At 67.4% G+C, this 19,181-nt stretch carries 19 protein-coding genes and 1 tRNA gene; 9 read left to right on the top strand and 11 right to left on the bottom strand.

Annotated elements, in window-relative coordinates; all coding sequences use genetic code 11:
• Complete coding sequence (locus tag H289_RS0123455; RefSeq protein WP_020103280.1) at window positions 1–633, top strand: LysE family translocator; 633 nt, start codon at window positions 1–3, stop codon at window positions 631–633.
• Here the strand turns inward: H289_RS0123455 and polA are convergent.
• Both polA and H289_RS0123445 read right to left on the bottom strand, forming a co-directional pair.
• Window positions 630–3,290: a DNA polymerase I gene (polA, locus tag H289_RS0123450; RefSeq protein ID WP_081633526.1), complete on the bottom strand. Its 2,661-nt coding sequence runs from the start codon at window positions 3,288–3,290 to the stop codon at window positions 630–632. The genes H289_RS0123455 and polA overlap by 4 nt on opposite strands.
• A 58-nt stretch (window positions 3,291–3,348) precedes the next feature.
• Window positions 3,349–4,236, bottom strand: a complete 888-nt coding sequence (locus H289_RS0123445; protein WP_020103278.1) for a LysR family transcriptional regulator — start codon at window positions 4,234–4,236, stop codon at window positions 3,349–3,351.
• A gap of 70 nt (window positions 4,237–4,306) precedes the next feature.
• On the opposite strand from H289_RS0123445, the gene H289_RS0123440 reads away from it, so the two are divergent.
• Window positions 4,307–5,461: an FAD-dependent monooxygenase gene (locus tag H289_RS0123440; RefSeq protein ID WP_020103277.1), complete on the top strand. Its 1,155-nt coding sequence runs from the start codon at window positions 4,307–4,309 to the stop codon at window positions 5,459–5,461.
• On the opposite strand, the gene H289_RS0123435 is transcribed toward H289_RS0123440, so the two are convergent.
• On the bottom strand, window positions 5,400–6,848 hold the full coding sequence (locus H289_RS0123435; protein WP_020103276.1) for an FAD-dependent monooxygenase: 1,449 nt from the start codon (window positions 6,846–6,848) through the stop codon (window positions 5,400–5,402). The two genes, H289_RS0123440 and H289_RS0123435, sit on opposite strands and share 62 nt — an antisense overlap.
• Window positions 6,845–7,411 (bottom strand): TetR/AcrR family transcriptional regulator, encoded by a 567-nt coding sequence (locus H289_RS0123430; protein WP_020103275.1) that lies wholly within the window; start codon window positions 7,409–7,411, stop codon window positions 6,845–6,847. Before H289_RS0123430 ends, H289_RS0123435 begins: the two co-directional genes overlap by 4 nt.
• A gap of 119 nt (window positions 7,412–7,530) precedes the next feature.
• Between H289_RS0123430 and H289_RS0123425 the strand changes: the two genes are divergently transcribed.
• Genes H289_RS0123425 through H289_RS0123410 form a run of 4 tightly spaced genes read left to right on the top strand, consistent with a single transcriptional unit; the run spans window position 7,531 to window position 9,944 of the window.
• Window positions 7,531–7,971: a Zn-ribbon domain-containing OB-fold protein gene (locus H289_RS0123425; RefSeq protein WP_177127388.1), complete on the top strand. Its 441-nt coding sequence runs from the start codon at window positions 7,531–7,533 to the stop codon at window positions 7,969–7,971.
• Complete coding sequence (locus H289_RS0123420; RefSeq protein WP_020103273.1) at window positions 7,968–9,170, top strand: lipid-transfer protein; 1,203 nt, start codon at window positions 7,968–7,970, stop codon at window positions 9,168–9,170. Before H289_RS0123425 ends, H289_RS0123420 begins: the two co-directional genes overlap by 4 nt.
• A gap of 38 nt (window positions 9,171–9,208) precedes the next feature.
• Window positions 9,209–9,430, top strand: coding sequence for a DUF167 domain-containing protein (locus tag H289_RS0123415; protein WP_020103272.1), 222 nt, complete (start codon window positions 9,209–9,211; stop codon window positions 9,428–9,430).
• Window positions 9,431–9,446: 16 nt separating this feature from the next.
• On the top strand, window positions 9,447–9,944 hold the full coding sequence (locus tag H289_RS0123410) for an O-acetyl-ADP-ribose deacetylase (RefSeq protein WP_020103271.1): 498 nt from the start codon (window positions 9,447–9,449) through the stop codon (window positions 9,942–9,944).
• An 8-nt stretch (window positions 9,945–9,952) separates the two neighbouring features.
• Here H289_RS0123410 and H289_RS0123405 read toward each other — a convergent pair whose 3' ends face one another.
• The 6 genes from H289_RS0123405 to H289_RS0123380 all read right to left on the bottom strand — a co-directional run bounded on the left by H289_RS0123405 (window position 9,953) and on the right by H289_RS0123380 (window position 15,908).
• Window positions 9,953–10,708, bottom strand: coding sequence for an ABC transporter ATP-binding protein (locus H289_RS0123405; protein ID WP_020103270.1), 756 nt, complete (start codon window positions 10,706–10,708; stop codon window positions 9,953–9,955).
• A complete protein-coding gene (locus tag H289_RS0123400) occupies window positions 10,695–11,540 on the bottom strand; it encodes an ABC transporter ATP-binding protein (RefSeq protein WP_020103269.1) in 846 nt (281 codons plus the stop codon). Before H289_RS0123400 ends, H289_RS0123405 begins: the two co-directional genes overlap by 14 nt.
• Window positions 11,537–12,730 (bottom strand): branched-chain amino acid ABC transporter permease, encoded by a 1,194-nt coding sequence (locus tag H289_RS0123395; protein ID WP_020103268.1) that lies wholly within the window; start codon window positions 12,728–12,730, stop codon window positions 11,537–11,539. The genes H289_RS0123400 and H289_RS0123395 overlap by 4 nt, the downstream gene beginning before the upstream one ends.
• Window positions 12,727–13,764 carry a branched-chain amino acid ABC transporter permease gene (locus H289_RS0123390; RefSeq protein ID WP_020103267.1) on the bottom strand — a complete coding sequence of 346 codons (1,038 nt, stop codon included), beginning with the start codon at window positions 13,762–13,764 and terminating at the stop codon, window positions 12,727–12,729. The genes H289_RS0123395 and H289_RS0123390 overlap by 4 nt, the downstream gene beginning before the upstream one ends.
• Before the next feature lie 93 nt (window positions 13,765–13,857).
• The gene (locus H289_RS0123385; RefSeq protein ID WP_029105639.1) at window positions 13,858–15,072 is read right to left on the bottom strand and encodes a branched-chain amino acid ABC transporter substrate-binding protein; all 1,215 of its coding nucleotides are present in this window, start codon (window positions 15,070–15,072) and stop codon (window positions 13,858–13,860) included.
• A 206-nt stretch (window positions 15,073–15,278) separates the two neighbouring features.
• Entirely contained in the window at window positions 15,279–15,908 is a 630-nt protein-coding gene (locus H289_RS0123380; RefSeq protein WP_029105638.1) for an ANTAR domain-containing response regulator, read from the bottom strand.
• A gap of 108 nt (window positions 15,909–16,016) precedes the next feature.
• On the opposite strand from H289_RS0123380, the gene H289_RS0123375 reads away from it, so the two are divergent.
• From H289_RS0123375 to H289_RS0123365, 3 genes are all read left to right on the top strand, one after another.
• Window positions 16,017–16,093, top strand: a tRNA-Leu gene (locus tag H289_RS0123375).
• 23 nt (window positions 16,094–16,116) lie between these two features.
• On the top strand, window positions 16,117–16,389 hold the full coding sequence (locus H289_RS0123370) for a hypothetical protein (RefSeq protein ID WP_020103264.1): 273 nt from the start codon (window positions 16,117–16,119) through the stop codon (window positions 16,387–16,389).
• Between the two features lie 5 nt (window positions 16,390–16,394).
• On the top strand, window positions 16,395–16,931 hold the full coding sequence (locus H289_RS0123365; RefSeq protein WP_020103263.1) for a hypothetical protein: 537 nt from the start codon (window positions 16,395–16,397) through the stop codon (window positions 16,929–16,931).
• A 63-nt stretch (window positions 16,932–16,994) separates the two neighbouring features.
• Here the strand turns inward: H289_RS0123365 and H289_RS32020 are convergent, their stop codons facing one another.
• A complete protein-coding gene (locus H289_RS32020) occupies window positions 16,995–18,953 on the bottom strand; it encodes a cellulase family glycosylhydrolase (protein ID WP_155944237.1) in 1,959 nt (652 codons plus the stop codon).
• Window positions 18,954–19,181: the final 228 nt, after the last annotated feature.

The following is a 19,181-nucleotide window of genomic DNA, read 5'->3' as shown; positions in this document are numbered from 1 at the left end:
ATGCTCGCGCATCTTCTCGACGTCCTGCCGGCGTTCCTGGTCGCGTCGGTGATCCTGGCCGCGCTGCCCGGACCGGCGACGGCCCTGTTCCTGCACCGATCGGTGCGCGACGGCCGTAAGGCCGGTCTGGCGGCCGTGGTCGGCAATGAGATCGGCGTCTGCGGGTGGACGCTGGCCGGCGGCGGCGGGCTCTCGATCCTGCTGACGGCCAACCACTGGCTGTCGCTGGCGCTGCACGTCGTCGGCGCCGCGATCTTGATCTGGCTGGGCATCAGCGCCTGGCGCAGTGCCAAGCACCCCACCGACATGGCCGTGACCCTGCCCCTGCGTGGACGGACCCCCGGCGCGGCGTTCCGCGCGGCGCTCGTGTCGATCGCCGCCAACCCGAAGGCCGCGGCCTTCGGCATCGTGGTGCTCCCCCAGTTCCTGCCGGCCGGCGGCCCGGTGCTGCCGACGCTGCTGGTGCTCGCCGCCATCCAGTTGGTGATCGACACCTCGTGGTGCGTCGGTGTCGTGCTGGCGGCCGACCGGGCCCGGAACATCTTGAGCCGCACCCACATTCGCCAGCGCATCGAACGCGCCATGGGCGCGATCCTCGTCGCGCTAGGTATCGGCCTGGCCGCCGACGCTTAGTGCGCGGCGGCGTCCCAGCTGGGGCCGTAACCGACCGACACCTCGAGCGGCACGTCCAGCGGGTAGGCGCTGCCCATCTGCTCGCGGACCAGCGTCTCGAGTGCGTCCCGTTCGCCTTCGGCGACCTCGAACAACAACTCGTCGTGCACCTGGAGCAGGACTCGTGACTTCAGCCCGGCGTCCTTCATGGCGCGGTCGACGTTGATCATCGCGACCTTGATGATGTCGGCGGCACTGCCCTGGATGGGCGCGTTGAGCGCGGCCCGTTCGGCGGCCTCGCGGACGTTGCGGTTGCTGCTGTCGAGTTCGGGCAGGTAGCGCCGGCGCCCGAGCACCGTCGAGGTGTAGCCGTCCTTGCGGGCCTGTTCGACGACCGAGTGCAGGTAGTCGCGCACGCCGCCGAACCGGTCGAAGTACTGGTCCATCTGCTGCTTGGCTTCTTCGGTCGAGATCTTCAACTGCGACGCCAGGCCGTAGGCCGACAACCCGTAGGCCAGGCCGTAGGACATGGCCTTGACCCGACGGCGCAGCTCGGCGGTGACCTCTTCGCTCGGCACGCCGAAGGCCCGTGACGCGACGAAGGTGTGCAGGTCCTCGCCGGTGTTGAAGGCTTCGATCAGGCCGGCGTCGCCCGACAGGTGCGCCATGATGCGCATCTCGATCTGGCTGTAGTCGGCGGTCATGAGCTCGGAGAAGCCCTTGCCCACCACGAAGGCCTCACGGATCTGCCGGCCCGCTTCGGTGCGGATCGGAATGTTCTGCAGGTTCGGCTCGGTGGACGACAACCGGCCGGTGGCAGCGATGGTCTGGTTGAACGTGGTGTGGATCCGGCCGTCGGAGGCGACCGCGTTCAGGAGTCCGTCGACGGTGACCTTGAGCCGGGTCGCGTCGCGGTGCGCCAGCAGGTGCTGCAGGAACGGGTGCCCGGTCTTGTCCAGAAGTGATTGCAGCGCATCGGCATCCGTGGTGTAGCCGGTCTTGGTGCGCTTGGTCTTCGGCATCTCGAGCTTGTCGAACAGCACGACCTGGAGCTGCTTGGGCGAGCCCAGGTTGATCTGCTCACCGATCGCCGCGTAGGCGGCCTCGGCGGCGTCGCGAATCTGGTCGGAGAACTGGCTCTGCAGCCGGCCGAGCAGGTCGATGTCGACGGCGATGCCGGCGTTCTCCATCTCGGCGAGGGCGCGCTGCACCGGAAGCTCCATCTGGCCCAGCAGTGCCAGCGAGTCGATGCGGGCGAGTTCCACGTCCAGCGCGTCGGCCAGATCGCCGACGGCCGCGGCGCGAACGATCAGCGCCTGGACGGCGGCGGCGTCGACCTCGTCGGGATCGTCGAGTAGCGAAAGCTGTTGCTCTTCCTTGGTTTCCGCGCGTAGTTCGCGGCCGAGGTACCGCACCGACAGGTCGTCGAGGGCGAAGCTGCGCTGTCCCGGGCGGACCAGATAGGCGGCCAGCGCGGTGTCCGACGTGACGCCGGCGAGGTTCCAGCCGCGGCCCAGCAGGTCATGCCAGGCGAGCTTCGCCTCGTGCAGCGCCTTCGGCGGGCCCGGATCGGCCAGCCATGACGCCAGCGCCGCCTCGTCCTCGGCGTCCAGCCGCGCGGTGTCGATGTAGACGCCCTCACCGCTGGCCGACACGATCGCGACCGCGGTGGCATCGGCGTCGAAGGCCTTGTGCGTGCCGGCGACGGCCATGCCGAAGCGGCTGCCGTTGCTGTGCTCGGAGAGCCAGGCCGCCAGGGTGCCCGGCTCCAGCAGTCCGCCGCGCACGTCGAAGCCGAGCTCGACCTCGGGTTCCACGGGCGACAGGGTCTCGAACAGCCTGTCCCGCAGCACGCGGAACTCGAGGTCGTCGAACAGCTGGTGGATGCGGTCGCGGTCCCACGGCTGCACCCGCAGCGCCTCCGGGGTGTGCGCCAGCGGCACGTTCCGGACCAGGTCGGTCAGCTCACGGTTGAGGATGACGCTGGAGAGGTTGGCCCGCAGCGAGTCACCGACCTTGCCCTTGACCTCGTCGACATGGTCGACGAGCGCCTGCAGCGAGCCGTACTGGTTGATCCACTTGGATGCGGTCTTCTCCCCCACGCCGGGGATGCCGGGCAGGTTGTCGCTCGGGTCGCCGCGCAGGGCCGCGAAGTCCGGGTACTGCGTCGGGGTGAGGCCGTACTTCTCCACCACCGCGTCAGGAGTGAAGCGGTGCAGGTCGCTGACGCCCTTCTTCGGGTACAGGACCGTCACGTCGTCGGTGACGAGCTGCAGCGAGTCACGGTCGCCGGTGACGACCAGCACCCGGAAATCCTCGGCCTCGGCCTGCGTGGCCAGCGTGGCGATCAGGTCGTCGGCCTCGAAGCCGTCTTCGGCCAGCACCGTGATGCCGAGTGCGCCCAGCACCTCTTTGGTGATGTCGATCTGGCCGCGGAACTCGTCGGGGGTGGCGGCCCGCCCCTCTTTGTACTCCGGGTATTTCTCCTTGCGGAAGGTCTTGCGGGAGACGTCGAAGGCGGCGGCGACGTGCGACGGCTTCTCGTCACGCAGCAGATTGATGAGCATGGCGGTGAAGCCGTACACCGCGTTGGTGGTCAGCCCGCCCTGCGTCTTGAAGTTCTCGGCGGGCAGCGCGTAGAACGCTCGGAACGCCAGTGAATTGCCGTCCAGCAGCATCAATGTGGGCTTGGTGGTGGGCGGGGCGTCCGTTGCGGTGGGGCTCACGACCCTAACTCTATTCAGGCCCACCGACAGCGAGTAACCGCCGCGCCATGTTCACCAGCTCGCGGGCCGCGGGGCTCATCGGCCCGGCGGCCCGCCACGCGAACACCAGCCGCCCGCGCAGCGCCGGCGTCAGCTTGATCAGGTGCAGGTCGGTACGCGACCGCACCATCGATTGCGGCAACACGGCGACCCCCAAACCCCGCGCGGCGAGGTCGGCCAGCGCCTGCGGCGTGCTCGCCTCGAATGCGACGTGCACGTCGACGCCGGCATCGGCGCACGCCGCGTCGAACTGGTGCCGGATGCCGGTGCCGACGGGCAGCGCGATGACGGCGCGGCCGGCCAGCTCCGCCAGCCGGAGAGTGCGCCGGGTGTGCCACGGATCGTCGAGGGCGACGGCAGCGACGATCGGCTGGTCGGTCACGACGACGGCGGCCAGCCCGGCCGGCAGCTCGCTACCGACCGACACGATGGCGGCGTCCAACTGCCCCGTGCGGACGCCCTCGATCAACGCGTCCGAGTTGTCGGTGCCGAGCGTGATGTCGACGAGTGGATGGGCCGCGTGGAACCGGGCCAGCAGGCTCGGCATGTCGACGTCGTGGGCGGTGACCGTGCCGATGGTGACGGCGCCGCGCACGAGGTCGCTCAATTCGGCGACCGCGGTCCGCGCATCGGCTGCCGCGGCGAGGGCCGCCCGCGCGTACGGCAGGACGGCCTGCCCCGCCGCCGTCAGCCGGACCTCCCGGCGAGCGCGGTCGAACAGCGGCTCGCCCAATTCGCGCTCCAGCCGGGCGATCTGGGCGCTGACCGCAGGTTGCGCGACGTGGATGCGCTCGGCGGCGCGGGTGAAGTTGGCTTCCTCCGCGACGGCGACGAAGTACTCGAACTGCCGCAGTTCCATAAGCAATGATTATAGTTTGTGGACCAGATCGATATTGGACTTATGGTTCTGGTGCGCTGAGGCTGGAGACATGACACCAGTACTCATCGCCGGCGCCGGTATCGGCGGACTCACCACAGCACTGACGCTGCACGCGCGCGGCTTCGACGCGCTCGTGCTGGAACGCGCACATGACCTGCAGCCGTTGGGCGTTGGCATCAACCTGCTGCCGCATGCGGTTCGCGAACTCACCGGACTCGGCCTCGGCGACGCGTTGACCGCCATGGCCGTGGCCCCGTCGGCCATCCGCTTCTACTCCCATCGCGGCGATCTGTTGTTCACCGAGCCGCGTGGGCTGGCCGCGGGCGACGCCTACCCGCAGCTGTCGGTGCACCGTGGGCGGCTGCAGATGATGCTGCTCGACGCGGTGCGCGAACGTCTCGGCGCCGACGCGGTCCGCACCGGCAGCGGGGTCACCGGATTCCGGCAGCGCACCGACGGCGTCGTCGTGGACACCGCGGCAGGCGAGGTCGCGGGCTCTGCCCTCGTCGGCGCCGACGGCATCAATTCCGTGGTGCGCGCGGCCCTACATCCGGGCCATGACCCGTTGTTGTCATCCGGCATCACCATGTACCGCGGGGCCAGCGACATCACGCCGTTCCTCGACGGGCAGACCATGGCAATCGTCAAGGCCGACAACGGTGTTGACCTCATCACGTATCCAATCGGCGGCGGCCAGGTGAACTGGGTCCTCCAGGTGCCCACCGGGCAGCCCGGCCCGCTACAGGGCGACGCGAAATGGAACGCGCCCGCGACGGCCGACGACGTCCTGCCGCACGTGGCCGACTGGAACCTCGACTGGCTCGACGTGGGCGCGCTGATCGGCCATAGCCCAGCGCTGTTCAGCTACCCCATGGTCGACAAGGACCCCCTGCCCCACTGGGGCGACGGCCTGGTGACGCTGCTCGGCGACGCCGCCCACCCGATGTACCCCGTCGGTGCCAACGGTGCGTCGCAGTCGATCGTGGATGCGCGCGTACTCGCGGACGAACTCGCGGCTCATGGCTTCGCCGGGCTGCGCGACTACGAGAAGTCCCGGCGCGCCGAGACCGCTGACGTCATCGCCGCCAACCGCGAGATGCACGTCGCGGGGGCGTCGCGGGCGCCGGCGGATTTGGCGCGGGTCACCACCCGATACCGGACGGAGACGGCGAATAGCACCCGAGGCGGCGCAACTGCTCACTGATCGCGTCCGCCCGGTCCGTGATCACCGCGATGTGCCCGTCGGGCCGCACCAGCACGTAGGAGCCGGCCGGCACGTCGTACTCGGGTCCGGGCACCAGGCGCACCTGCGGGACACCGAAATCGACTGCTGCTCCGCCGAATTCGAGCACCGTCCAGTGCGGTCCACGGAAGACGTCGAACAGCCGGCGGCCGTCCGGCAACAGACCGTCGGGGGCGCGGTCACCGGCCTGTAGCGCGCCCGGCGCGCGCTCCCCACCCGCCAGAGGCCCGCCCCGGTAGCTGATGTCCAGCTGATGGATGGCCGACGGCGCCGGCCCGGTCGCAGCGAAGCCCTGGCGGTGCAGCGCACCACTGAGCGCAAGTACGTTGGCCGCCACCGGCATCCGTTCGGCGGCGTAGCTGTCCAGTAGTTCGTCGGGCGCGCCGGCCAGCACGGCGGCCAGTTTCCAGCCGAGGTTGTAGGCGTCCTGCACGCCGGTGTTGACGCCCTGTCCCCCGGCCGGCGAATGGACGTGGGCGGCGTCACCGGCCAGCAGCACGCGACCCAGCCGGAACTGTTGTGCCATCAGCAGATTCACGCGGTACTCCGAAATCCACCGCAGGTCCGACAGCACGACATCGCGTCGCCCCGAACGCTGGTCGAGCAGTTCCTGCATGCCACCCAGGGTCAGTGCGGGCGGGTCCTCGCCCGGCGCCATCGTCACCACCAGCTGGAAGTGTTCGGTGCCCGGCAGGTTCCACAACGAGAACCGCTTGGTTTGGTCGCCGTCACGCGTCAGCAGGTGACAGCACCGGCCGTCGAGCCCGGTCGCGCGGACGTCGCCCACGATGATGCGTTCCTCGGTCAGCGCGCCGCCGAGAAACGCGACGCCGGACGCCTTGCGCACCGTGCTGCGACCGCCGTCCGCCCCGACGAGATAGTCGGCACGGATCGGGCCGCGGTCGGTCTGCACCGTCACACCATCGTCGTCTTGCTCGAAACCCGTTAACTCGGTACCAAATTCGATGATCCCCCCGAGTTCAGCGAACCGCGCCGCGAGGATCTGGTCGGTTCGCCACTGCGGGATCAGCCAAGTGAAGGGATACGGCACGGCCGGCGTGGCCGCGAGTTCGGGCAGGCCCAGGAGCTCGTAGATCGGCTTGGTCCAGACCACCTCCGCGCCGCGGTACAGGCGCATGGGTGGAAACGTCTCGCCGGCCGCGAGTACCGCACCGATGACGCCGAGGTCGTCGAACACCTCGAGGGTGCGCGGCTGCAGTCCCTTGCCGCGCGAACCGGGAAACAACGCCTGCGCCCGGTCCAGCACGCGCACCGGTACGCCGCGGCGCGCCAGCTCGATGGCGAGGGTCAGTCCGGTGGGTCCGGCGCCGGCGATCACCACGCTCATCGGGCACCGCCCAACAGCGGCAGCAGCACGTCGTCGATGAGCTGCGCACTGAAGGCGGCGTCGACGGGACGGTCGAGGTGCATCTGGCGCAGGATCATCGCCTCGGCGACGTCGTGGATCAGTTCGACGTCGGTGTCGGCGGCGATGTCGCCCCGCGCGATGGCGCGCTGGAGCGCGTCGTGGAACGGCGAAAGCTCCTCTTTGTCGAGATGCTGGCGGATGGCCTCGGCGAGTTGTTCGTCGTGGCGCATGAGCGTCGCGAGTTCCGCCGTGACCCGCGTCAACGGGTCGGCGACATTCGCGGCGACGGCGTCCATCACGGCGAACAGGTCGCTGCGCAGCGCCCCGGTATCGGGCATCGACGCGTTGCGGGCGGCGTCCGCGGCGTCGAGCGTGGCCCGGACGAGTTGAGCCTTGTTCGGCCACCGGCGATAGATCGTCGCCTTGCTTGCGCCCGCCCGAACTGCCACCGCGTCGGTGGTCAATGCCGCGTAGCCCCGCTCGACGAGCAACTCGGCCGTCGCCGCGAGCACCGCCTGTTCCCGCTCAGCTCCTCGCACCATGGCCAAAGTGTACGAAACAGTTTCGTACACTTCAATCAGGTTTTCCCGGCTGCCGGGATAAAACTGCAACACGTTTCAGTTTCTGGCCTGTCGGCAGTTACGCTGAGCTCGTGCCAGGAGTGACGGACGCCGGGAGTCAACCGGCAATTGAAGGTTGGTGGGACACCGACGAAAACGGTGCGCCACACCTGATCGGGGCCAAGTGCCCGCAGTGTGGGACCTACGTTTTCCCGCCCCGCGCCAACAACTGCCCCAGCCCAGCCTGTGACAGCGACGTGCTCGAGCCCGTCGCGCTGTCGCGCCGCGGCACGGTGTGGAGCTACACCGAGAACCGGTATCCCCCGCCGGCGCCGTACCCGGCCGCCGACCCGTTTGAGCCGTTCGCCATCGCCGCCGTCCAGCTGGAGGCCGAAGGCCTCATCGTGCTGGGCAAGGTCGTCGAGGGCACGCTCGCCGCGGACCTCAAGGTCGGCATGGAGATGGAACTGACCACCATGCCGCTGTACACGGACGCCGACGGTGTCGAGCGGACCACTTACGCGTGGAGGATCGCCGAATGAGCACGCCCGAACCGCTGTACATCCTCGGCGCGGGCATGCACCCGTGGGGCAAGTGGGGCCGCGACTTCACCGAGTACGGCGTCGTCGCCGCCCGCGCCGCGCTGGCTGAGGCCGGCCTGGACTGGCGTCAGATCCAGCTGGTCGCCGGCGCCGACACCATCCGCAACGGCTACCCCGGCTTCATCGCCGGTTCGACGTTCGCCCAGAAGCTGGGCTGGAACGGCGTGCCGGTGTCGTCGTCGTACGCCGCGTGCGCCAGTGGTTCGCAGGCCCTGCAAAGTGCCCGCGCCCACATCCTGGCCGGCTTCTGCGACGTCGCGCTGGTCATCGGCGCCGACACCACACCCAAGGGTGCCTTCGCGCCCGTCGGCGGCGAGCGCAAGAACGACCCCGACTGGCAGCGCTTCCACCTGCTGGGCGCCATGAACCCGGTGTACTTCGCCCTGCTGGCCCGCCGCCGCATGGACCTGTACGGCGCCACGTCCGAGGACTTCGCCCAGATCAAGGTGAAGAACTCCAAGCACGGTCTGAACAACCCGAATGCCCGCTACCACAAGGAGGCTTCGGTCGAGGACGTGCTGGCCAGCCCGGTCGTCTCCGACCCGCTGCGGCAGCTGGACATCTGTGCCACCTCGGACGGCGCGGCCGCGCTGATCGTGGCCAGCGCCGACTTCGCGCGCAAGCATCTCGGCTCGCTCGACGGTGTGCCGTCGGTGCGCGCGATCAGCACCGTCACCCCGCAGTACCCGCAGCACCTGCCCGAATTGCCGGACATCGCAACGGATTCCACCGCGGCCATCGCCGGACCGGAACGGGTGTTCAAGGACCAGATCCTCGATGCGGCGTACGCCGAGGCCGGCATCGGACCCGACGACGTCAACCTCGCGGAGGTCTACGACCTGTCGACCGCGCTGGAACTCGACTGGTACGAGCACCTGGGCCTGTGCGCCAAGGGCGAGGGCGAGCAGCTGCTGCGCTCCGGCGCCACCACCATCGGTGGCCGCGTGCCGGTCAACCCGTCGGGCGGGCTGGCGTGCTTCGGTGAGGCGATCCCCGCCCAGGCCATCGCGCAGGTGTGTGAGCTGACGTGGCAGCTGAAGGGGCAGGCCACCGGCCGCCAGGTCGAAGGTGCCCGCGTGGGCGTGACCGCGAACCAGGGCCTGTTCGGCCACGGTTCGTCGGTGATCGTCGCGCGCTAGTTTTCGAGCCGCCGAACGTGCGGGACACTCGACCAGTGATGATCTCGGTCCGGGTCAAGCCGGGCAGCCGCAAGGGGCCGCTCGTCGAGACCGATGACGACGGCACGCTGGTCGTCTACGTCCGCGAGCAAGCCGTGGACGGCAAGGCCAACACCGCGGTGATCCGCGTGCTGGCCGACCATTTCGACGTGCCGAAGTCGCGGGTCGAGCTGGTGTCCGGCGCGGCGGCCCGGATCAAGCGGTTCCGGATCGACGAATAGCGCGGATACTGCAGTCATGCCACGGATCACCGCCGTCCTCGGCGACATCACGCAGCAGGACGTCGACGCGATCGTCAACGCCGCCAACAGCGCGATGCGTGGTGGTGGCGGCGTCGACGGCGCCATCCACCGGGCGGGTGGGCCCGCGGTTCTCGCGGATTGCATCGAGCGTTTCCCGCATGGGCTGGCGACCGGCGATGCCGGCTGGACCACCGCAGGCAATCTCCCGGCCCGCTGGGTCATCCACACCGTCGGGCCGAATTACCGCGCGGGCCAACGCGATCCAGAGCTGCTGCGGTCCTGCTACCGGCGGTCACTCGACGTCGCGGACGAACTCGGCGCGCAGAGCGTGGCGTTCCCGTTGATCAGCGCGGGTATCTATGGCTGGCCGTTGGACGACGCGATCGCAATTGCACTCGAGACGGCCTCCGCCGCCGATACCGCCGTCACCGTCGTCAGATTCGTGGCGTTCAGCGACGATATCCACGACAAGATCCAGCGCCACCTGCCGTAGGCCCCAGCTCAGGCGACGCCGAGGTAGGCAGCTCGGATGCTGTCGTCCTTCAGCAGATCCCGGGCATTGCCGCTGCGGGTGACGGCACCGGTCTCCAGGATGTAGGCCCGATCGGACCGACTCAATGCCTGCTGCGCGTTCTGCTCGACCAGCAGCACCGTGGTGCCCTGAGAGTTGATCTCGGAGATGATCCGGAAAATCTGCGAGATGACCATGGGCGCCAGACCCATCGACGGTTCGTCCAGCAGGAGCACCTTGGGCCGGGCCATCAGCGCGCGGCCGATCGCCAGCATCTGCTGCTCGCCACCGGACAGCGTGCCGCCGGCCTGCGACCGCCGTTCGGCCAGCCGCGGAAACGTCGTCAGTACCCAGTCGAGACGCTCGTCATGGTCATGCTTGGACTCGAATTTGCGCCCATAGCAGCCCATTTCGAGATTCTCGACGATGGTCATGCCCGGGAAGATGCCGCGGCCCTCGGGTGCCTGGATCAGGCCCGCGGTCACGCGGCGATGCGCCTTCATCTTCGAGACGTCCTCGCCGTCGAACCACACCGAACCCGACGACAACGGCAACAGCCCGGAGATGGCCCGCATCATGGTGGTCTTGCCCGCGCCATTGGAGCCGAGCAGGGTGACCAGTTCACCCTCCCGGACGACCAGCGAAACACCGTGCAGCGCTTGAATTCTGCCGTAGTGGACGACGGCGTCACGGACCTCCAGCAGCACGGGCCGCGGGTCGAGGTCGGTGGACTCAGAGCTGGTCATCGGGCACCCCCAGGTAAGCGGCGATGACCTTCGGGTCTTCGCGGATCTCGGCCGGTAGGCCTTCGGCGATCTTGCGGCCGAACTCCAGCACCACGATCCGGTCGGTGACACCCATGACCAGCCGCATGTCGTGTTCGATCAGCAGCACGGTGTAGCCGTCGTCCCGGATCGCCTGGATCAGCTCGATGAGCGCGGACTTCTCGCTCGGATTGAAACCCGCGGCGGGCTCGTCCAGGCACAGCAGCTTCGGCTCGGTGGCCAGGGCCCGGGCGATCTCCAGCCGGCGCTGGTCTCCGTACGAGAGGTTCCGCGCCTTTTCCTCGCCGCGGTGCGCGATGCCCACGAATTGCAGCAGCGCCGCGGCACGTTCGATGGCATCGCGTTCCTCGCGGCGGTGCCGCGAGGTGCGCAGCAGCGCGCCCGGGACCGACGTCTTGTGCCGGGCGTCGGTGCCGACGACGACGTTCTCCAGCGCCGTCATCTCGCCCCACAGCCGGATGTTCTGGAACGTGCGAGCGATGCCGCGCCGCGTGATCTCGTGGCGCTTGATCTTGCCGAGCGGCGCGCCGTCGAACATCACCGATCCGGACGACGGCCGGTACACGCCGGTGATCGCGTTGAAGCAGGTGGTCTTGCCGGCGCCGTTGGGACCGATGAGACCGAGAATCTCGCCGCGCCGGATATCGAACGTCACCGCATCGAGCGCGGTGAGCCCGCCGAACTTGACCGTGAGATCGGTTGTGGCCAAGAGCTTCTCACCCTCGGCGACCTGCACGTCACGGTGCAGGGCGGCGAGTTCCTCGTCGGGCGCGGGCTCGAAGGTGTCGCTCATGCCGCCGCCTTCGTTTCGTCGGCATTGCGCAACAGCGCCCGCGCGGACTTGCCGTACGTCAGGAGCTGCTGGCGTACCGGGAACAGACCCTGCGGCCGGAAGATCATCAGCACGACCAGAGCCAGGCCGAAGAACAGGTACTTGAGGTCGCCGAGGTTGATGCCGAGGAAGTGCACCCCGAGCAACCGGTTGGGCAGGTACACGATGATGAACGCGCCGACGATCACGCCGAGTTTGTTGCCCTGGCCGCCGAGGACCACCGCGCACAGGAACAGCATCGAGTTGATGATGTTGAAGGTCGGCGGCGCGACGTACTGCACCTGGCCGGCATACAGCGCGCCCGACAGGCCGCCGATGCCCGCGCCGATGACGAACGCCCACAGCTTGAACTTGAAAGTGTTGACGCCCATGACTTCCGCGGCGTCCTCGTCCTCGCGGATGGCGACCCACGCCCGCCCGACGCGGCTGCGTTCCAGGTTGCCGACGAGCAGCAGGATGCCGACCATGAGCGCCAGCCCCAGCCAGAACCACCACGTGCCGTAGTTGGCGCTGCCGGCGGAGTTGCCGCTGGAGAACACCCCCGTCGGGAGTTTGTCGGTCTCCCCCAGCCGCGGATAGGCGATCTGGTTGAGGCCGCGGGCGCCGTTGGTCAGGTCGGAGAGGTTGTCGGCCAGGAGCCGGATGATCTCACCGAATCCCAGCGTCACGATCGCGAGGTAGTCACCGCGCAGCCGCAGCGTCGGGATACCCAGCACCAGGCCGGCCATGGCCGTGACCGCCATCGCCAGAGGGACACAGGCCAGCCAGGCCCAGTCCTTGTCGAGGAAGCCGTCGACCCCGACCTGGTTCCAGGGGCTGTCGGGGCTGGTCAGCAGCGCGACGGTGTAGGCGCCGACGGCGTAGAACCCGACATAGCCGAGGTCGAGCAATCCCGCTTGGCCCACAACCACATTGAGGCCGATCGCGATGATCGCCACCATCGCGAACTGTGCCATGGTGCCGCCGAAGCTGATACCGGGCGTGTTGAGGAACGCCGGCGTGTGTAGCGGTAGGTACGCCACCAGAAGGAACACGAAGACACCGAAGGCCCACTTGGCCGGCCTCGACTGCTGGTCCCACCACTGGCGGATCTGGTCACCGGGCGCCAGCAGGTACCGGGCGCGGCCCTCATTTCGATGCTGCCCGCTCATGCGCGTGCCTTCCCGAGACTTTCACCGAGTATCCCGGTGGGACGGATCAACAGCACCAGCACGAGGAGGACGAACGCCACCACGTCGCGCCATTGGGTGCCGAAGAACGCCTGGCCGTAGTTCTCCATGATGCCGAGGATCAACCCACCGAGGAGCGCGCCCCGCAGGTTGCCGATACCGCCGAGCACGGCGGCCGAGAATGCCTTGATTCCCAACAGGAATCCGCCCGAGTAGATGATGCCCTGCGGCACCTTCAAGGTGTAGAGCAGCGCGGCGGCGCCCGCGAGCAGGCCACCGATGAGGAACGTCGTCATGATGATGCGCTCGCGGGACACGCCCATGAGGGTGGCGGTCGTCGGGTCCTGGGCGACGGCCCGGATACCGCGGCCGAACTTGGTGCGGTTGAGCGCGATGTCGGTGAGCAGCGCCAGCACGATGGCCGCCACGACGATGACGATGGTGACGTTCGAGATGTTCGCGCTGAAGAGCGTGAACTGAGTCTTGGGCTGCACCAGGATGATGGGCTGCTGGGCATTGCTGCCGCCGAATCCCTTGAGAATCTTCGGCAGCACGAAGTGCACGAATTCCTGGAGGACGAACGACATGCCGATGGCGGTGATGAGGAACGTCAGCCCCCGCGCGTTGCGGCGGCGCAGCGGCCGGTAGGCCACGACCTCCAGCCCGACGGCCGCGGCGCCGGAGACCAGCATCGCGACCACCATGGCGATGCCCAGATAGAAGATCGTCAACCCGACGCCCAGGTTGTAGGCGTTTCCGCTGGGCTTGAACCCGAGAATGATCTCCAGCGCGAAGTACGCGCCGAACATGCCGAGCATGAAGATTTCCGAGTGCGCGAAGTTGATCAGTCGCAGCACACCGAACACCAGGGTGTAGCCAACGGCGACCAGGGCATAGATCGCACCCCACGACAACCCGTCAATCGTCAACTGCCAGAACCCGTTCACCAGGTTGTCGACGTTGAAATTGATATTGGCCGCGGTGCACACGTAGTGGCCGACGCAGTCGGATGTCATCGGGTGGCGGCTCCTCGGTTATCGCGGTGGTGAGAGTCCAGGAACGACGACGCGCCCGGCACGGGGTCCGGACGCGTCGTCGTCTGCAGGTTCCTACTGGACCTTGTAGATCCAGATGAGGTTGGTGGTCAGCTCACCCTTGTTGTTCCACTGGTACTTGCGGGCCACACCCTGGCCTTCGTACTTGGTCACGAAGTCCAGCAGCGCGGGCCGCGTGACGGCGCCCGAGTCGATGCCCTTGACCAGGATGGTGCCCAGGTCGTAGCCCTCGGTGCTGTAGGTGCCGGGTTCCTGGCCGAACTTCTTGGTGTACTCCTCGGCGAACTGCTTGCTCGCCGGGCCGCACGGGCAGGACAGGATGGCGCCCTTGGTCGCCTCGCCGCCCTGCTTGACGAACTCGGGGTCCTTCGTGCCGTCGGCGCTGGCGAACGTCGCGGTCACGCCGCCGTCCTTGAGCTGCTGAGCGAACGTCGCAGCCTCGGCGTAGTAGCCGCTGTAGAAGATCGCGTCCGGCGCGGCGCCCTTGATCTGGGTGACGGCCGCCGAGAAGTCCTTGTCGCCCTTCTTGACCGAGATGTTGCACGCCGAGTCCGCAACCGGTCCCAGCGTGGTGCGCACGGCCGTGGCCAGGCCCAGGCCGTAGTCGGTGCTGTCGTCGACGACGCAGACCTTCTTGTAGTTGAGCGTGTTCTTCAGGTAATTCGCGACCGACGGGCCCTGCACGCCGTCGTTGGCCAGGCCACGGAAGAAGGTCTTCCAGCCGTTCTCGCTCAGCGTCACGTTGGTGGCCGACGCGGTGGCGGCGACGAGGCCGGCCTGGTCGAAGACGGTGCCGGTGGCCTTGGTCTCGCCGGAGAAGGCGGGGCCGACGAGGCCGATGGTGAACTTGTCGTCGACGATCTGCGGCGCGATGCCCGTCGCCTTCTGCGGGTCGCCCTCGGTGTCGAAGGTCTTCAGCGTCACCTGGCAGCCGGGGTTCGCCGCGTTGTGCTTGTCGATGGCCAGCTGCACGCCGTCCTTGATGTTGATGCCCAGTGCGGCATCGGGGCCGTTCAGCGCGCCGGCCATGGCGATGTTCACCGGCGGGCAGGTGGCCTTGCCGTCACCGGCGGGATCGGCCGGAGTTGCGCCGGCGGCGCCCTTGACCTCGGCGCCGTTCTCGTCGATCTGCACCTGCTCGACGATCTTGAGATTCGAGCCGGCCGCGCCGCTCTGCTTCGGCTCAGACTGGCTGCACCCCGCCAGACCGAACACGATCAGACCGGCACTGCCGACTGCAAGAGCATTACGAGCTACGCGACTGCGCACGCTTCACCTCCGGGTCATGGTTACGTGGCACCGGATTCGGCCTGCACGCTTCGCAGGTGGGGCCGACTCCGCTGCTTCGCGTAGACAGTAACCAACACGGCGCGGCTATACGCGCTGTTGAGCGATGCTGGCCGACGTTGTCTTCATCGGACCTGTGTAAATGCTGCGGCCCGAAACACAGAGTTAACGGGACGCGCCTGCGGGACTCAGCCGGCTGACGGTTCCGTCGCTTCCGCGGCCGGCGGATCCAGCGTCTCGACGACCACCTCGGCCACCCGTTTCATGGTGGTGCGCCGGTCCATCGCCGCCCGCTGAATCCACTTGAACGCCTCGGGTTCGGTCATGCCCTGCTTGGTCTGCAGGATGCCCTTGGCCCGCTCGACGAGCTTGCGGGTCTCGAGCCGATCGGACAGCGAGAGGACTTCCTTCTCCAGCGCCGTCAGCTCACCGAAGCGGCTGACCGCCACCTCGATGGCCGGCACCAGGTCCGTGATGGAGAACGGCTTGACCAGATAGGCCATGGCACCCGCGTCGCGGGCCCGTTCGACCAGCTCACGCTGGGAAAACGCGGTGAGGATCACGATGGGCGCGATGCGCTTGGCAGCGATCTCGGAAGCGGCGTCGATGCCGTCACGGCGCGGCATCTTCACGTCCATGATCACCAGGTCAGGCTTGAGTTGCTCGGCGAGTTCGACGGCCTCCTGGCCGTCGCCGGCCTCGCCGACGATCTCGTAGCCCTCCTCGCGGAGCATCTCCGCCAGGTCCAGCCGGATGAGCGCCTCATCCTCGGCCACGAGAACACGGCGCGGTGCGACTTCAGATGTTGACCCGGTCATCCCCATATTGTCGCGTGAGCCGTCAAATGAAGCGACCTCGGGGCGCGGCGTGGCCCCGAGAATCACATCAACTATGGTGGTACACCGCACCCGATCAACCGGTGTGACGCCCTCGTATCCCAACTGGCAGAGGAAACGGATTCAAAACCCGTGCAGTGTGAGTTCGAATCTCACCGAGGGCACCAAAACTCGCCGCTAAACTGCACGCATGGGGGCACTGCGAGTCACTGCGGATGGACTGTTCGCCGTTGCCGGACAACTCGAGCAGCATGCCCAAGCTCTGTCGGCACACATCACCAGCGGTGCGCCGTTGCCTGAGGGCCAATCCACCGCGGATGTCGTCGCCGAGATCCAGTCGCACATTGATGCCGCGTCCGCCGCACATGCCGAACGGATCTGGTCTGTTGCCTCCTCACTGACCGCCGCCGGCCGCGCCTATACCGACTCCGACAGCTCTGCCTCGGCAGCATTGGCGGAGTAGCCGTGATGGCCGAACTCGAGTTGCCGACGCTGGCACAGATCACCGATTGGGATGTGCAACACCTCGTCGACGCTGCCGCGCAATGGAACAAGACCGCCGACCTGTGGGAGAACTCGTTCCACGACGTCTGGCAGGGCACCCTGCGCCCCGGCGGCACCACGTGGGAGGGCAGCGCGGCGGAAAACGCGCAGGACATCGCGTGGCGCGACCTCGTCAAGGTCCGTGGATCAGCCGATGCGCTGCGGGCCGCCGCGAGTATCGCCCACACCGGCGCGGCGTCGCTGTCCGATGTGAAACGACTGGCGCTCAACGCAATCGACGAGGCGCGCACCAACGAGTTCACCGTCTCCGAAGACCTGTCGGTGACCGAGGTCAGGTACCGGTTCGTGGCCAGGGAGCGCGAGTCGCGCGAGTCGATGGCCGACGACCACTCTGCCGACATTCGGCACTTCGCCGCGAATCTCGTTGCGCTGGACCGGGATATCGCGCACCGCCTCCGCGCGACCATGTCCGGGATCGGCGCCCCGTTCTATTCGGTCTGAGCCGTAAAACCTGAGCGCCTCCCCGGCGCATGACACGCCAGGGAGGCCTCGCCCAGACCCGGGTTATGCGCCCTGATGCTGGTGTGACTTGCCGTCCGCCGGCGAAGTCTTGCCACCGGTGTCGCTGTTCGACCGCCCCGCCGGCTTGGACGGTTCACTGGCCGCGGGGGTCGGCTTCTTCGTCTTGCCCGGCTTCTTGCCCTTGCCCTTGGTGGCCGGCTTGTCGCCGTCCTTGGCATCGGTCGACTTGTCCTGGGCCGCAACGTCTTTGGCCGGCTTCTTGGACTCGTCCGTGGCCTTGGGCGCCGCCGACGCAGGCGAATCAGACTGCGGCGACTCCGCTTTCGGGGTCTCTTCCTTGGGGCTCTCTACCTTGGGCGTCTCGGCCTTGGGCGTCTCTTCCTTCGGGGTTTCTTCCTTCGGGGATTCAGCCTTCGGGGATTCAGCCTTCGGGGTTTCGGCCTTCGGCTCTTCCGCCTTGGGATCCGCTGTCTTGGGCTCCTCGGTCTTGGTCTCCACGGCCTTCGGGTCGACAGCTCCGGCGGTTTCGTGCTCGACAGCGTCGACGACCTTGACGTCGCCCGATTCCGACTTGTCGCCGGCCTTGACGTGGTCGGCGGTGTCCTTCGAACCACTCACCTGAGACTTCAGCTCAGTCGCGGCCCGGTTGGCCTCCGAGAGAGTGTCCGCACTGATCGAGGCGGCGGCGGACGTCAGGCTCGCGGTGGTACTCGGTTGCGCCGCAGCCGGTTTGAAGATGCCTGCCAGCAGGCTCTGGAACGCCTTGACGGCATTGTTGACCGCGGTCTGCAGCGATGCGGTGAACGACGCGAAGGCTTTCTGGGCCTGAGCCAGCGCCTTCTGGATCAATTGTGCCAGCGCCACGATCGGCGAGACGATGACCGGCGGCAGACCGATGGCATCCGAGATCACCTTCACCGCCAGCTTCGCCGTCCAGTCCGCCTGGAAGATGCCGTAACCGGTGTCCGTGCCCGGCGTGCCGTCACGGGTGGTGTAGATGAATATCGGGCCGGTGTAGGTCAGCGCCCGCCAGGCAGTGATGAAGTCCGAGATGAAATCGGCCTGCTTCTGGTTGCTCGTGGGGTCGACGACGCCGAGTTGGTCCAGCACGGTCTGGAAGCCGTATTCGGTGGCCCAGATCAGCTTGTCACCGTCACCGTTCTGCACCATGATCGCCCGCATCTGCTGCAGCTGGTACAGCGGCGCGAGTGGGTTCAAGGCACCCTGCGAGAACTTCAGCACCTGGTTGAACTCGTACGGGTGGAACGAGATCGCATCGAAAAAGCCTTTGGCGCCGGCGGCATACATCGCGGCCAGGAAGGTCTGTGGAGACGACGTGAGTCCGAAGAAGTCCTGAATCGGCGCCAGGGCGCCCGCGATGACCGAGGCCGTAGGGTCCACACCGGTGGTCCCGTCGCCGCCTTTCAGGGTGGTGTAGACGGCCTTCAGGATGGCGGTGTATTTGGCGGCATCCATCGGCTGGAAGAACGTGAAGCTGTTGGGCTCGTTCCAGACCTCGTACGCGGAGATGACGTCGCCGTAGCGCGTGGCCACCTGCTTCACGAAGTCCGCGTAGACGGCTGGATCGGGTGCGCCGGCACCCGGGGTGGTGCCGCTGGGCGCCGCCCACAAGGGGGTGTGACTGATGACCGCCAGCACACCCATGTTGTGGGCACGCGCGGCGTCCATCACGTTGTTCATCAGAGTCCAGTTGGCGTCATTCGCCGCATCATTCGGACCCGTCATCTTGATCAACGCCCATGGGACGAAGACCCGGATGTTCTGCACCCCGATGGACTGCAGCTGGGTCAGGGTCTTGTCGATCTCCGCCGGCGACAATCCATAAAGGCTCGAGTCGGCGATGCCGATGGTCGAATGCGTGTCATCGATCTCGGCGGTGGGTACGACGTCGAGCGCGACCGTCCGGGTCGGCGCGGGCGTCACATGGCTGTAGGTGCAGACGACAGCCAACGGCATCAATACGACAACGACTCTCAGCATGAGAGCACGGACCAGACGGTTCACCACAGTCCCCTTTCCGCCCTGGTCGTCGCCCCTCGACAACGACGCGTGGCAGTTAATTTACTGCTCCGACAACAATTTAATGAACTCAAATCCGAAATCTGATTGAAATAATCCGATCGTGCGAATCAAGCAAATATAGAGATGCCCTAAATACTCCTGGTATGTTCACAAACAGCTAATCAATATCGGTTTGCAAAATTGCCA

The sequence above is a fragment of the Mycobacterium sp. 360MFTsu5.1 genome, assembly GCF_000383495.1.
GTDB lineage: Bacteria > Actinomycetota > Actinomycetes > Mycobacteriales > Mycobacteriaceae > Mycobacterium > Mycobacterium mucogenicum_B.
The sequence above is the reverse complement of the archived record's forward strand: the minus strand, read 5'-3'. Positions and strand labels throughout refer to the sequence as shown.